Origin of the sequence: Algibacter sp. L4_22, assembly GCF_023473045.1 — a bacterium.
Lineage (GTDB): Bacteria > Bacteroidota > Bacteroidia > Flavobacteriales > Flavobacteriaceae > Algibacter.
On the sequence record NZ_JAMCOK010000005.1, the window covers coordinates 15,077 to 30,225 of the forward strand.

A 15,149-nucleotide genomic window follows, 5' to 3' on the forward strand; every position below is an offset into this window, starting at 1 on the left:
AAAAAGTTGGATGTAAATCCAACTTTTTTTGTTTATAATACGATCAATTTACAATGAGTTAAAAGAAATAGAACTTTTTTAAAACGTATAATCTAATTGAAGTAATGTAGCTCTTGGTAAAATAGGAACTATAATAAAACTAGCATCTGGGTTGTTGTTAATGTAATCTTGAGTTGCTCCATTGGCATTTGCTCCAAAAGAATTTGCTCCAAAAAAGTTAGCTAGTCCGTCGGAGTTTAAAAGGTTACTAGCTAATACGCGAGCACTTAAATTCTTGTTTATTTGATAACTTATACCAGCATCAAAAACACTGTAAGCGGCCAATTGAAAAGCGTTGGCTACGTTACCTTCACGTTTACCTGTATATTTCCATTTAATGAAAGATGAAACTTTATCTTTCTGAAATTCTGCAGACAGATTAAATAGTAATTTTGGATTGAAAGGTAATCTGTTTCCAGAATAGTTTATAACGCTATCATCTGCTATGTCAACAGATCCTGCTGCATCATAAATATTCCATTTTTTTGCCTTTGGGTTTTGTAAAACACCATTAAAACGAAAGGTTAAATATTGAATAGGATTGTAGATGGTTTCCCATTCTAAGCCTAATGTTTGAGAGCTGTTAAATTGTATTGGCGTGTAAAAAATACTGCTTGTACTATCATCAAATTCAAAATTAGAAACCCCAATGTTTTTTAATTCACTCCAAAACAGTGTTGCTGTAAACGAGAAATCTTTTAAAGCTGATTTCAATCCTAATTCTGCTTGTTTTATTTTTTGTACTTCACCTGCATTAATAATAGGTATGTTAGCAAAATTGTTGAAATAATAATTTAATTCTGGTGCTTTGTTTCCTCTTGAATAACGTCCAAATAGAGAAGCATCTTCGGTTAATTTGATATTTAAACCTGCTGAATATGATAAGTAATTATAGTTGAAATTAAACGAATCACGTTCACCTGTTGGTTGTAAAATGTTGTTATCATAAATAGTGGTTTCATCTGCATCTAAACCTCCATTTTGTGTAAAAGGAGCGCTACGGTCGTTACTGCCTTTATGGTATATAGATTCATAACGAAGTCCTAAATCTAATTGAATGTTATCTAAAATTTTCCAAATATCATTAACAAACGTAGCTGCTTGAAAAACATCGGCACGACTGTTTGTGAAAAATAAACCACCATAATTACTTACACCATACCCATCAGATAAATAAAGAACCGGTTCGCCAGGATTTTCTAAGGTGACCTCCAACATCGTTGGATTATTTTCGTAAGTAGAAAATGCAAAACTACCCTGTGTAAAAACGGAAGTATTAGATATACCAGTAGAAAAACCAAAACTAAAATCGTGGTTATCCCAAGTTTTTAATAAGGTTAATTGTTGCATAAACTCATCGGCATTGTTGTCTTTATACCAAGTAGATGTTCCTAAAACGGCATCGTTAGGTAATGTGCTTTCGGTTAGATAGTTTATTGGACTTCCTGCAAAAATAGGACTGTTATCAATTCTTGCCATTTCGTCTCCTGTTTGAGTATTTTTAAAAACAATTTGGCCAACAGGAAAAGGATTTCCGTTACTTGGTAAATAATACGTTGTAGGGTCGCTTAATGATACAAAAGCGTTACTAATAGAGGTTTGCCAATTTGCATTTTTGGTCGAAAATTTCATATTATTTTTAATAGACCAATTATGGTTTAGGTTCTGAAACAAATCTAACCCAATCGCTAAATTTTTTGCATGTACACCTTTTGATGGATTAAAACTATTTGTTTTTCCGTCTTCTAAATAACGACCATCGGGAATCGATGCATTGTAAGACGGCATTAAAAGAGCAGAGGAGTTGAAATCTTGTCCAAAAGCAGCTTCAGGATTGTCCCAGTTTGTAGCTGCAACACCATTGTATCTATTGGTGTAATCGTTTAAATACTTTCCGTAAAGTTTAAAATATCCACGAGAGTTTACTTTAGTTAAGTTGAATTTAAATTGCCCTCCTTTACTAAACGTAAAATCCGTGTTTCTTGCACCTTCATCATGTCTGTAATGTCCACCAGCATTAAAACTCCAATTATTTCCTAATTGGCTGCCTAAAACAGCGTCTGCTCGGTAATATGGATTTCCTTCACCTTGAATACCGGTTTGTAGTTGTACTTCTCCTGTTAATTCTTCTGAGTTGGTTTGTCTAGAAATAAAATTATAAACACCTCCAGGAGCATTCATGGCTGTTATGGAGGCGCTACCGCCTCTTAAGGCCTCAACGTTTGCTGTCATTAAATCTACACGGTGAAATAAATCTGGACCATAGTACGAGTGTTGTACTAAGCTCACAGGTAAATCATCTTCCTGTAAAGATACGTAATACCAGCCCATATCATCTTCGGCTGCAGCCGAAACGCCACGCGTGTAAACTCTTGTAAAAACTTCTCCAGCAGATGCATCTACAAAAGTTCCAGGTATGTTTTGCAATAAGCTTGCAGTACCTTGCGGAACTATTTGTCTTAAGGCTTTAGTGTTTAAAGTACTTACTGAGGTACTCGATTCTAATTGTATTTTAGGCGTAAAATTTCCTGTAATAACTACGGTGTGTAAGTTTAGTAAATCGGTCTCTAAGCTATATGATAACTCAGTGTTATTAACTTTCAGTCTAACATTATCATTGATAGGTTTAAACCCTAAATGCGAAATACTTAAAATGTAATTCCCTTTAGGTGTATTTGTTAAGTAGTACTTGCCTTCGGAATCTGTTATGCTAAAAAGCATTGGTTCTGTGTTTAAAAAAACAGTAGCACCAGATATGGGATTATTGTTACTATCCGAAATTGTTCCGTTAAGAGATGATTGGGCGTTAATTAATAAGGTTTGTGCCAATATCAAAACGGATATTAGTAATTTAATGCTATTCATAAGTGGTAGAGAGTAAAAATAGTTGGTTGATTTTTGAACACAAATTTATAAAATTTATCCGCATTACTGTTTATATATTATCACTGAAAGGATTCAAACAAGTATGTAAATTGGCACGAAATTACGTCTTGTTTGAATTTTAAAGGAACTCAAATTTTAATTCATAAAAAATGTGTATTTTGCGTGGTGTTAATGTTCAAATAATTTCAGTGAAAGTAAACAAAATAAATATTGAGCCTTATGAGGCTGATGGTATTGTATACCATGCAGATACTTGTTTGCCATTAATTGATGCGTTTAACAGAAAAAAAATAAAGTTTAAAGCTTTAGCTAGGCATACTTATCCTGGCGATCGATTAGACGAAAATACCATCGGGCTAAATAGTATTGGCTATTGGGATGCAAATGAGCCACAAGATTGGGGTTTAGATTGGCATCGTAACGAAGGTATTGAGTTTCATTTTTTAGAATCGGGTACCATGCCTTATTCTCAAGAAAATAATGAGGTTTTACTTACTCCAAATCATTTAACAATTACACGTCCGTGGGAAGCTCATAAAGTAGGAAACCCATATGTTGGTATGGGGAAATTTTATTGGGTTATTATCGATTTAGGTGTGCGAAGGCCTCATCAAGATTGGGTTTGGCCAGATTGGATCACTTTAACGCCGAGTGATTTAGGACGATTAACGACTATTTTAAGGCAGAATGAAAAATCTATTTGGAAAACCGATCAAACAGTTCGCGATTGTTTTCTTAGGATTAACAAGGCAATCAATACCGATGAAAATGGGAGCAATGCTTCTAAAATCAGGCTATTAGTCAATTATTTGCTGATTCTCTTACTCGATTTATTAAATACAGACGATGTTGTTTTAGATGAAAAACTAACCGATAGTTCAAGAAGTGTAAAGTTTTTTTTAGATGAATTAGTCAATAATTTATCCGAAAATTGGACTGTAGAACTTATGGCAGATTCTGCTGGCGTTGGGGTGACAAGGTTTACACACCATTGCAAGCGTTTAACAAACGTAACGCCTATGCGTTATTTAACCATGAAGCGCCTCGATTTATCTAAAAAAATTCTTCAAGAAAACAACGAGTTAACCATTGCGGAAGTTGCTTATACCTGTGGTTTTGCAACAAGTCAATACTTTGCAACAGTTTTTAAAAAGCATGAAAAATGCTCACCTAATACATATAGGTTAAATTATGCTGTAAATGTGGTAGACTGTGTTTAAATTATTTCACTGAATGATAATACACGCCATTTAAAATTCTATTTTATACTTTCACTAAGTAGAAATTACTATATCTTTTTTGTTTCAATACCTAAGTCTATACTTTAAAAAGTTTAGAGTTTTTATAAAGGGAAGCTTATTTGTTATGACCAATATGGTGCTGTAATTTATATACCAACCAAACTAAATATTTTAAAATGGAAAACATTAATAAGAAACGACTCTTTCTTGGGAGTTGTTTAGCATTAATTACAACGGCAATGACTTTTGCTATACGCGCACGATTAGAAACTGTTTTTGGCCCAGAAGGAGTTGGGTTAACATTAGAACAAATTGGTTACGCGTTTACACCGGCTTTTTTCGGTTTTACAATTGCCATGATTTTTGGCGGACCTTTAGTCGATTTTCTCGGAATTAAAAAAATTACTTGGATTGCCTTTGCTATGCATGCCGTAGGAATTGTGTGGACCATTATGGCCGATTCAATGACGTCGTTATTTCTAGCAACATTATTTGTTGGTATCGGTAATGGTATGGTAGAAGCGGCTTTAAACCCAATGGTAGCATCGATGTATACTAATGAAAAGACAAAAATGCTAAATAGATTTCATGTATGGTTCCCTGGTGGTATCGTAATAGGTTCCATTATTGGGTGGCTTGTTATGGATGTTATGGGCTTAAGTTGGCAAATTATGGTTTCAACGTTATTTGTGCCATTAGTGCTGTATGCTGTATTGTTTTTTGGACAAGAATTCCCGGTCACCGAGCGTGTACAAATGGGGATTAGTAATAAAAAAATGTTCTCTAGCGTCGGGAAACCTTTATTCATCTTTATGGTGTTTTGCATGCTTTTAACAGCAGCTTCAGAGTTAGGAACAACCCAACGTATCGAATCGCTTTTAAAAGAATCTGTTGCAGTGCCACTTTTAGTATTAGCATTTATTAACGGTATTATGGCTTTAGGGAGACTGTTCGCTGGGCAAGTTGTACATAGGTTAAAACCTTCAGGAATGCTATTATATTCAGCAATATTCACTTTTATAGGTTTATGGTTGTTAACAGTAACTAGTGGCGGAATGACTTTTGTTGCAGCAGCAGTTTTTGCTATTGGCGTTACATTCTTTTGGCCAACCATGTTAGGTTTTGTGGCAGAATATTTGCCGGAAACAGGAGCGCTAGGGCTTTCAATTATGGGAGGAGCAGGTATGTTTTCTGTATCATTAGTATTACCAATTATGGGGAAATTGATGGATAATGCTAATGCTTCTGAAGCTTTAAGAACCATGTCTATTTTGCCAGCAATTCTTATTGTGGCCTTTTTAGGTTTAAATTTTTATATGAAAAAAAGAAATAAAACAGAACAAGCATAAGTAGTTATGACAAGAAAATTAAGAATGGGAATGATAGGTGGCGGCACCGGATCATTCATTGGAGATGTTCACCGCAGAGCCGCAGCCATCGATGGCATGATAGAATTAGTTTGCGGGGCTTTTAGTAGTAATGAAGAAAAGTCTAAAACATCGGGTAAAGCATTATACCTTCAAGAAGATAGATGCTATGGTAGTTTTGAAGAAATGATTTTAAAAGAAAAGGAACTTCCTGAAGGTGTTCGTATGGATTTTGTTTCTATTGTAACACCAAATCATATGCATTTTCCTCCTGCAAAATTAGCTTTAGAACATGGGTTTAATGTGGTTTGCGATAAACCGATGACGTTAACTTTAGAGGAAGCTATCGCTTTAGAAACTATAATTGAAAAAAGCGGAAAACTTTTTGCTTTAACACATAATTACACTGGTCACCCCATGGTAAAGCAAGCGAGAGCTATGGTTGCTAAAGGTGATTTGGGTAAAATTAGAAAAATACAAGTACAATATTTGCAAGGTTGGTTGTCTACGGCAGTAGAGCAAACCGGACAGAAGCAGGCGTCTTGGCGAGTAGACCCGAGTAAATCGGGTATTGGCGGTGCTTTAGGTGATATTGGAACGCATGCAGAAAATTTAGCTGAATATATTACAGGACTAAAAATTGAAGAACTTGCTGCAGATTTAGGAAAGTTTGGAGAAGGCCGTGTGCTTGATGACGATGGTAATTTATTACTACGCATGGAGAATGGAGCTAAAGGCACCATGTCTATTTCGCAAATTGCTTTAGGTGAAGAAAATAATCTAGCTATAAAGGTTTATGGTGAAAAAGGAAGTTTGGAATGGCAGCAAGAAAATCCGAACCAATTAATTACACATTGGTTAGAAGAGCCTGTTAAAATATTTACACCAAATGGTAATAATTTATATGAAGAAGCTCTAAACGTTTCTCGTATTCCGGCAGGACACCCAGAAGGATATTTAGAAGCTTTTGCAACTATTTATAAGAATTTTGCGACGCATTTAATGGCAGTTTTAAATGGTGAAACAATTGAAAAACCAGATTATCCAACGGTGAAAGATGGTATTCGAGGTATGCGGTTTATTTATGCAGCTGTAGAAAGTGATAAAAAGAACGCTGCTTGGACAAAAATAGAATAACGATATAAACTACTATTGGCGGATGCTGCGTTAGGGATTGAACGGTATGTTTGAGCTCCCCGACCAACGGAAGGGAGCGAGTAGAGAAAGCCCGACCCTTGGGTAACGCCAAAAAAAATAAGATAAAATATGAAAACAATAAAAGGACCAGCAATTTTTTTAGCGCAATTCGCAGGAAGTGAGGCGCCATTTAATACTTTAGATAACTTATGTAAATGGGCTGCAGATTTAGGATATAAAGGGATTCAGATCCCAACATGGGAAACGGGATTAATCGATATCGAAATAGCTGCGGAAAGTCAAACGTATTGCGATGATTTAAAAGGAAAAGTTAATTCTTATGGTTTAGAAATAACAGAATTGTCTACACATTTACAAGGGCAGTTAGTAGCTGTAAATCCGGCTTACGATACCTTGTTTGATGGTTTTGCTCCCGATGCTGTAAAAGGAAATCCAAAAGCAAGAACGGAATGGGCTATCGATTTTGTTAAGAAATCGGGGACAGCAAGTGGTAGATTAGGTTTAAAATCTCACGCGTCGTTTTCGGGTGCTTTGCTTTGGCATACTATGTACCCTTGGCCACAACGTCCGCAAGGTTTAGTGGAAATGGGCTTTAAGGAGTTAGCAAACCGTTGGACTCCAATTTTAAATCATTTTGATGAGCAAGGGGTTGATATTTGTTATGAACTGCACCCAGGTGAAGATTTGCACGATGGAGTGTCTTTTGAACGTTTTTTAGAGGCAACAGGAAATCATAAACGTGCTAACATTCTTTACGATCCAAGTCATTTTGTATTGCAACAGTTAGATTATTTAAAATTTATAGATTATTACCACGAGCGTATAAAAGCTTTTCATGTTAAAGATGCTGAGTTTAATATGTCTGGAAAACAAGGGGTTTACGGAGGTTATTCGGATTGGCAAGATCGCGCAGGTCGTTTTAGATCTTTAGGTGATGGCCAAGTCGATTTCAAAAGTATTTTTACAAAACTTACTAAATACGATTGTGATGTTTGGGCGGTTATGGAATGGGAATGCTGTATTAAATCTTCGGTTCAAGGTGCTAGAGAAGGTGCGCCTTTTATTCAGCAACATATTATTGAAGCTGCCGAACGTAGTTTCGATGATTTTGCTGGTGCTAAACCAGATGAAGCTTATTTAAAAAGTATACTCGGAATTTAATGAATAAAGGTTTAATTATTTTAATAGCTTTAGTTTTCGTGTCTTGTAGCCAAAAGCTTGTGCCAACAGATTCTAAAAAACGGGTTGAAACTTCGGAAGATGTAATAGAACCTACAAAGCCAGCGGAAACCGAGGTTTGGGAGCCTAAACCTAAAGTTGTTGAGGTGGATGAGGAGACTCAAATTCCGTCGGATGCGATTGTATTGTTTAACGGTGAGAATTTTGATGAATGGGTATCTTCTGATGATTTATCACATGTTGAATGGATTTTGAATCCTGATAAAAGCATGACTGTTAAAAATAAGGCAGGGGATATTCAAACCAAACGTGATTTTGGTGATATGCAACTTCATATAGAATGGAAATCTTCCGAAGAAATAAAAGGAAAAGGACAAAGTCGTTCTAATAGTGGCGTGTTTATTCAAGGCAGGTATGAAGTGCAGGTTTTAGATAATAATGATAACGAAACTTATGTAAATGGCCAAGTCGGTTCTATATACAAGCAAAGTATTCCGTTGGCTAAAGCGTCTTCAAAAGCAGGAAACTGGAATGTTTATGATATTATTTATCATGCACCTGAGTTTAATGAGCAAGGAGAAAAAACAGAATCTGGCACAATAACTGTACTTCACAATGGTGTTTTAATTCAAGACCATTACGAGATTAAAGGAACTACAGAGTTTATTGGATGGCCTAAAAATAAACCTCACGGGAAAGCACCAATTAAGTTGCAAGATCACCGCGATAATAGTGGTGTTAGTTATAGAAATATTTGGGTTAGAGAATTATAAAAAATAGAAATTATGATAAATCGTATTGTTGTTTTACTAATTAGTCTTTGTTTTATTAGCAATAGCTATTCGTGTAATCCAATTAAAAGTAAAATAAAAGTACTTATTGTTGATGGACAAAATAATCATACAGTTTGGCCAAAGTCAACTATTATGATGAAGCAATATCTTGAAGAAACAGGTATGTTTACTGTAGAGATAGCTCGAACTAAATATTTAAATAATAGCGAGGAAAATAAAGACTGGTTAGGATTTGCAAATGTTGGTGAAGGTATTGAAGGCAAGCCAAAAACAGATCCAGATTTTAATCCGAAATTTTCAAAATATGATGTGGTAATTTCTAATTTTGGATACAAAGCAGCATCATGGCCTGAGAAAGTTCAAAAGAAGTTTGAAAAATATATTAAAAAAGGAGGCGGCTTTGTTAGTGTGCATGCTGCGGATAATAGCTTTCCAGAATGGACAGCTTATAACGAAATGATTGCTATAGGCGGTTGGGGCGGTCGAACCGAAAAACACGGTCCTTACTTATATATTGATAAAGACAATAAGCCAAAGAGAGATTATAGTCCAGGAAAAGGAGGAACTCATGGTAAAAGAGAGGCTTTTGCTGTAACAAACTACAACACCGAGCACCCAATTACTAAAGGAATGCCGAAGGTGTGGATGCATACATCAGATGAATGTTATGCCTTTCTTAGAGGGCCGGCAGAAAATGTAACGATTTTAGCAACAGCTGTATCTACAAAGAAGAAACCAGAGCTAGAACAAAAAGAACCTGTAGCTATGGTTATCGATTATGGTAAAGGCAGAATATTTCACACCACTTTGGGGCACGATACGGAATCATTTGAGTGCGTTGGTTTTATAACCTTGTTAAAACGCGGGGTAGAGTGGGCTGCAACTAATAAAGTGACTCAAACAGAATTACCAGACGATTTTCCGTCTGCAGACCATACATCTTCAAGAGATTTCAATTTCGAAAAATAAAGGATATTGAATTATTCAAGAAATAGTAATTTATTAATGTTTTTGATAACAAAAACATTAGATTAATATAGTTGCACAACATTAAATATAAATCTACTCTATTTTTTATATTTAATGTTGTGTAATTCATAATTAGTTGTAATTTTGCGGCTTATATTAACGAAAGGGGCTCACGCCGACGATTTAGAGTTAATAGTTAAGGTAGTTATTCAGTGAAAACAGGAAACAACATATCTCTTATCTCTTTTGTTTTAGTAGAAAATACTAAAACTAATGTTGTGCGTATTCCTCAAATTCGCCCCTTGGGGTTATATAGTTTAAGAAAGTAATTCACTTTCAAATTTTCGTTAATTTTTAGAATCAATTTTGTTAGTATTTATTATTATAATAAATGCTTTAACAATTAAATTAATTTAAACTCAGGGCTTTAATATCTAGTTTTGAGCTAAATAGACGTATGCCTTAAAGGGCATAATAAAAAATGGATACTATATTGAACACAGATGTTGCAAGTGTTATTAATAAGGCCGAAATCTATTGTTCTCAACAAGGCATAGATATAGATCTTGTTTATAAACTTCCAGAGAGCGTATTAGAAATTATTTCTGAACGGTCAAAAGAACTTCCTACTTTGTATTTTGTTAGCGTAGATTTATTAAGAAGACGTATAAAAAACGGATGTTTTTTATTGAGAAGAGGAGATGAGATTTATGGACATATCTTTGCGCATGAGCACCATGTAAAAGGACGTTCTGTTTATGAGCGTGCTTGTTTATGGGTAAATCGTGATTTCCGTAATTACAACCTTGGCTTATTGTTAATGAGCCGAATGACAGAGCTGTTCACCGAGAGTTTTCTTATTTCTATAGCACAAACTCCTAAAGTTCATTATTATAATGAATTGCTTGGGATGACGCATGTTACTTTAGCTCAAATGTCTACAGTATTGGTTGAAGAATTAGAGAAATTAGGGAAGTTGAGAGATGAGTTAAACTACAGGTATTATGTTAACCCATGTTTTGAGGCGGAGTCTAAACAATTAAAATAAACAAGAAATTAAGTTATATAAAAAAATGAAAAAATTAGTAATAGCATACAGTGGCGGGTTAGATACATCATACTGTGCAGTAAGTTTATCAAAAGAATATGATGTACACGCCGTAAGTGTAAATACAGGTGGTTTTACAGATGAAGAAATTAAGCATATTGAAAGTAATGCCTATAAAATGGGTGTTTCTACTTATAAAAACATTGATGCTGTAGCTACGTTTTACCAAAAAGTAGTGAAGTATTTAATTTATGGGAATGTGTTAAAAAACAGTACATATCCACTTTCTGTAAGTGCAGAGCGTATTATTCAAGCTATTGAAATTATTGAATACGCTAAAAGTATTGATGCCGAATATATTGCCCATGGTAGTACTGGAGCAGGAAATGATCAAGTTCGTTTCGATATGATTTTTCAAACATTGGCACCAAATATTAAAATAATTACTCCAATTAGAGATCAAAAATTAACTAGACAAGAAGAGATCGAGTATTTAAAATCTGAAGGTATTGATATGCCTTGGGAAAAAACGAAATACTCTGTTAATAAAGGTCTTTGGGGAACTAGTGTTGGTGGTGTTGAAACTTTAGAGTCTGAAAAACCTTTGCCAAGTGAAGCTTATCCTTCTCAATTAGAAAAAGAAGGTGAAGAAAAAGTAACACTAACTTTTAAGAATGGTGAGTTTGTTGCTTTAAACGGACAGGAAAACAAACCAGAAGTAAATATTGAAAACTTAAATAATATTGCTTCGGCTTATGCTATTGGTAGAGATATTCACGTTGGTGATACCATTGTTGGAACTAAAGGACGTGTTGGTTTTGAAGCTGCTGCGGCTTTAATTACAATAAAGGCACACCACTTGTTAGAGAAGCATACTTTAACAAAATGGCAATTACAACATAAAGATTATTTGTCTAGTTTTTACGGAATGCATTTACACGAAGGGCAGTATTTAGATCCAGTAATGAGAGATATTGAAGCTTTTTTACAAAGTTCTCAGAAAATGGTTTCTGGTAATGTTGTAGTGTCTCTAAAACCTTATCATTTTTCTTTAGACGGTATTGTCTCAGATCATGATTTAATGTCTAGTAAGTTTAGTACTTATGGTGAGGAAAACAAAGCTTGGACGGCAGATGATGCTAAAGGGTTTATTAAAATTTTCGGAAATCAAAATAAAATATACAGACAAGTAAATTCTCAGGAATAAAAGTATCTGGAGCTGTTAGATTTTCAAGTTTTAACAGCTCTAATAAAATATATATAATGAAAAATATTGAAGTTGGAATTATTGGAGGTGCAGGCTATACGGCTGGTGAATTAATTCGTTTATTAATGCATCACCCAAATACAAATATCAATTTTGTATTTAGTACATCGAATGCTGGAAATAAAATAAGTAAAATACATCAGGATTTAGTGGGCTCGTTAGACCAAAAATTTACCGATACTGTAAACCCAGATGTAGATGTTTTGTTTTTATGTTTAGGTCACGGAAATTCGGTTAAATTTTTATCGAATAATACGTTTTCTGATAATACAAAAATTATAGATTTAGGAAATGATTTTAGATTAGAAGCCGATAAGGTTTTTAATGGTAAAACATTTGTTTACGGTTTACCAGAATTACAACGTGAGGATATTAAAACTGCAAATTATATTGCAAATCCAGGTTGTTTTGCTACAGCAATTCAGTTAGGTTTATTACCATTGGCGGGTAAAGGTTTGATAAGTAAGGATGTGCATATTAACGCTGTAACGGGCGCTACTGGAGCAGGAACATCATTGTCTGCAACTACGCATTTTACTTGGAGAGATAATAATTTTTCGTATTACAAACCATTTACACATCAACATTTAGGAGAAATAAACCAATCGGTTAAACAATTGCAAAATAATTTTACTTCCGAGATTTTATTTATGCCAAATAGAGGTGATTTTCCTAGAGGGATTTTTGCAACGCTTTACACCGATTTTGAAGGAACTATTGAAGAAGCTAAGGTTATTTATAAAGATTTTTATAAAGATGCAAAATTCACTTTTGTATCGGATGATGAATTACATTTAAAACAAGTAGTAAATACTAATAAATGTTTAATACATTTACATAAACATAACGGTAAATTATTGGTGACGAGTATTATTGATAATTTATTGAAAGGAGCTTCGGGACAAGCGGTGCAGAACATGAATTTGATGTTTGGCTTAGACGAAACTACCGGATTAGGTTTAAAGGCAACTTATTTCTAAATCTTATTTTTTCGCTTTAGCGGAAATCAAAATTTCAGTTTTTATAACTGAAGATTTTAATAGAATTTGAGTAAGCACATTAGAGTGGCGCGTTAGGGATTGAGCGGTCTGTTTGAGCTCCCCGACCAAAGGAGGGAGCGAGTAGTGAAAGCCCGACCCTTGTGGTAACGCCAAAAAAACAACTGATAAATGAAGTTTCCGTTCTCACGGAAATGAAAAAGAATTTATATAAAATTAGGCATTATGAAAGTAGCCATTATTGGAGCAGGCAGCTTAGGCCAATCTATCGCGAAGGGTTTATTGACTTCGGAAGCTTTGACGAGTTTGTACTTAACGAAACGAAATTTGAGTTCTATTAAAGGGTTTGATGATTCGGAAAAAGTGACTTTAACTACCGATAATGTTGAAGCTATCAAGAATTCTGAGGTTGTAATTTTTGCAGTTCAGCCGAGACACTTTGAAGGTATTTTAAATGATTTAAAATCGTATTTAACTAAAGACCACGTGTTAATTTCGGTTATTACCGGTTTTGCTATTGAGAGAATGGAAGCTATTGTTGGAACGGATAGTTACGTGGTACGCGCTATGCCAAACACTGCTGCGTCTGTTGGACAATCTATGACCTGTTTTTCTACCAATAAAAAAGGGAAAGAAAAAAGTGATTTAGCGAAAGCTATTTTTAGTAGTATGGGAACTTCTTTGGAGATTCCTGAAGAACAATTGCAAGCTGCAACTGTTATTTGCGCTAGTGGAATTGCTTTTTGGATGCGCTTAATTCGTGCAACTACACAGGGCGCTATTCAGTTAGGTTTTGAGGCGCATGAAGCACACCAGTTAGCAATGCAAACTTGTTTTGGAGCGGCTAGTTTATTGAAACAATCAGGGAAGCATCCAGAGGAAGAAATAGATCGTGTAACCACGCCAAGTGGCTGTACTATTGAAGGTTTGAACGAAATGGAACACCGAGGTTTAAGCTCGTCGCTTATAAAAGGAATAAACGCATCTTTTGAGAAAATTAACCAGATAAAAACAAAATAACTATGCCACTATTTAATGTATATCCGCTTTATGATGTCACGCCTGTTTCGGGTAAAGGTGTTTATGTTTATGATGAAAATGGAACCGAATATTTAGATCTATATGGTGGTCATGCCGTAATTTCTATTGGTCATGCTCATCCTAAATATGTAAAGGCGATTTCTAAACAAGTAGAAGCGTTGGGGTTTTATTCTAATGCCGTTCAAAATCCGTTACAAGTAAAATTAGCTAATAGACTTGAAAGACTTTCTGGGTGTGAAGGTTATCAGTTGTTTTTATGTAATTCTGGTGCTGAGGCTAATGAAAATGCTTTAAAATTAGCATCGTTTGAAACAAGAAAAAAGCGCGTTGTAGCTTTTAGTAATGGGTTTCATGGAAGAACATCGGCAGCTGTTGCGGTAACCGATAATAAAAATATTATAGCACCAATAAATGCGCAGCAAGCAGTAACTATTTTGCCTTTAAATGATATTGAAGGTGTGAAAAGAGAGCTTGAAAAAGGAGATGTTTGTGCTGTTATTGTTGAGTTTATACAAGGTGTTGGTGGTTTAGATCAAGGTACTGCAGAATTTTTTGAGCAAGTGGATGCACTTTGTAAAGCAAATAATACATTTTTTATTGCCGATGAGGTGCAATCTGGTTACGGACGTTCGGGTAAATTCTTTGCCTTCCAACATTATAATGTAACTCCAGATGTTATTTCTATAGCAAAAGGTATGGGAAATGGATTTCCAATTGGTGGAATTTTAATACATCCAAATATTGAAGCTAAATTTGGTATGTTGGGAACTACTTTTGGAGGAAATCACTTAGCTTGTGCTGCTGGTTTATCGGTTTTAAAAGTTATTGAAGAACAGAAGTTAATTGATAATGTGAATGAAATGTCTTGTTATTTTTTGAAATTGGCTAAAACCATTCCGCAGATAAAAAATATTAAAGGGAAAGGCTTAATGATTGGTTTAGAATTTGATTTTGAAGTGGGACAATTACGCAAAGATTTAATTTATAATCATCATATTTTTACGGGTGGCGCAATGAATAAAAACTTATTGCGAATTTTACCTCCATTAACCATTAGAAAAGAACATATTAATATGTTTTTTGAAGCTTTAGTTGAAGTTTTAAATGAGGTTGAAGAGTCAGTAAGTAAATAGAAAGCAGCAAACGAATATAGAGGTTAGAA

Annotated in this window: 12 protein-coding genes; 11 read left to right on the plus strand and 1 reads right to left on the minus strand. The window is 34.6% G+C overall.

Annotated features, from left to right (window positions below):
• Positions 1–78: 78 nt before the first annotated feature.
• A complete protein-coding gene (locus M4I23_RS13560; RefSeq protein WP_249754781.1) occupies positions 79–2,904 on the minus strand; it encodes a TonB-dependent receptor in 2,826 nt (941 codons plus the stop codon).
• A gap of 209 nt (positions 2,905–3,113) precedes the next feature.
• On the opposite strand from M4I23_RS13560, the gene M4I23_RS19960 reads away from it, so the two are divergent.
• The 11 genes from M4I23_RS19960 (at position 3,114) to M4I23_RS13615 (ending at position 15,120) form a co-directional block, all read left to right on the plus strand.
• Positions 3,114–4,145 carry an AraC family transcriptional regulator gene (locus tag M4I23_RS19960; RefSeq protein WP_249754782.1) on the plus strand — a complete coding sequence of 344 codons (1,032 nt, stop codon included), beginning with the start codon at positions 3,114–3,116 and terminating at the stop codon, positions 4,143–4,145.
• A 197-nt stretch (positions 4,146–4,342) separates the two neighbouring features.
• The gene (locus M4I23_RS13570) at positions 4,343–5,515 is read left to right on the plus strand and encodes a sugar MFS transporter (RefSeq protein ID WP_249754783.1); all 1,173 of its coding nucleotides are present in this window, start codon (positions 4,343–4,345) and stop codon (positions 5,513–5,515) included.
• A gap of 6 nt (positions 5,516–5,521) precedes the next feature.
• Positions 5,522–6,670 (plus strand): Gfo/Idh/MocA family protein, encoded by a 1,149-nt coding sequence (locus tag M4I23_RS13575; protein WP_249754784.1) that lies wholly within the window; start codon positions 5,522–5,524, stop codon positions 6,668–6,670.
• Positions 6,671–6,799: 129 nt separating this feature from the next.
• Positions 6,800–7,852 carry a sugar phosphate isomerase/epimerase gene (locus M4I23_RS13580; protein WP_158848267.1) on the plus strand — a complete coding sequence of 351 codons (1,053 nt, stop codon included), beginning with the start codon at positions 6,800–6,802 and terminating at the stop codon, positions 7,850–7,852.
• Positions 7,852–8,643: a family 16 glycoside hydrolase gene (locus tag M4I23_RS13585; protein ID WP_249754785.1), complete on the plus strand. Its 792-nt coding sequence runs from the start codon at positions 7,852–7,854 to the stop codon at positions 8,641–8,643. The genes M4I23_RS13580 and M4I23_RS13585 overlap by 1 nt, the downstream gene beginning before the upstream one ends.
• A gap of 12 nt (positions 8,644–8,655) precedes the next feature.
• Positions 8,656–9,633 (plus strand): ThuA domain-containing protein, encoded by a 978-nt coding sequence (locus M4I23_RS13590; RefSeq protein WP_249754786.1) that lies wholly within the window; start codon positions 8,656–8,658, stop codon positions 9,631–9,633.
• Between the two features lie 481 nt (positions 9,634–10,114).
• A complete protein-coding gene (locus M4I23_RS13595) occupies positions 10,115–10,681 on the plus strand; it encodes a hypothetical protein (RefSeq protein ID WP_249754787.1) in 567 nt (188 codons plus the stop codon).
• A gap of 25 nt (positions 10,682–10,706) precedes the next feature.
• Positions 10,707–11,888 (plus strand): argininosuccinate synthase, encoded by a 1,182-nt coding sequence (locus M4I23_RS13600; RefSeq protein WP_249754788.1) that lies wholly within the window; start codon positions 10,707–10,709, stop codon positions 11,886–11,888.
• Between the two features lie 56 nt (positions 11,889–11,944).
• On the plus strand, positions 11,945–12,928 hold the full coding sequence (gene argC, locus M4I23_RS13605; protein WP_249754789.1) for an N-acetyl-gamma-glutamyl-phosphate reductase: 984 nt from the start codon (positions 11,945–11,947) through the stop codon (positions 12,926–12,928).
• A gap of 243 nt (positions 12,929–13,171) precedes the next feature.
• Positions 13,172–13,966, plus strand: coding sequence for a pyrroline-5-carboxylate reductase (proC, locus tag M4I23_RS13610; protein ID WP_249754790.1), 795 nt, complete (start codon positions 13,172–13,174; stop codon positions 13,964–13,966).
• A 2-nt stretch (positions 13,967–13,968) separates the two neighbouring features.
• Entirely contained in the window at positions 13,969–15,120 is a 1,152-nt protein-coding gene (locus M4I23_RS13615) for an aspartate aminotransferase family protein (RefSeq protein ID WP_158848281.1), read from the plus strand.
• The last annotated feature ends 29 nt before the right edge of the window (positions 15,121–15,149 follow it).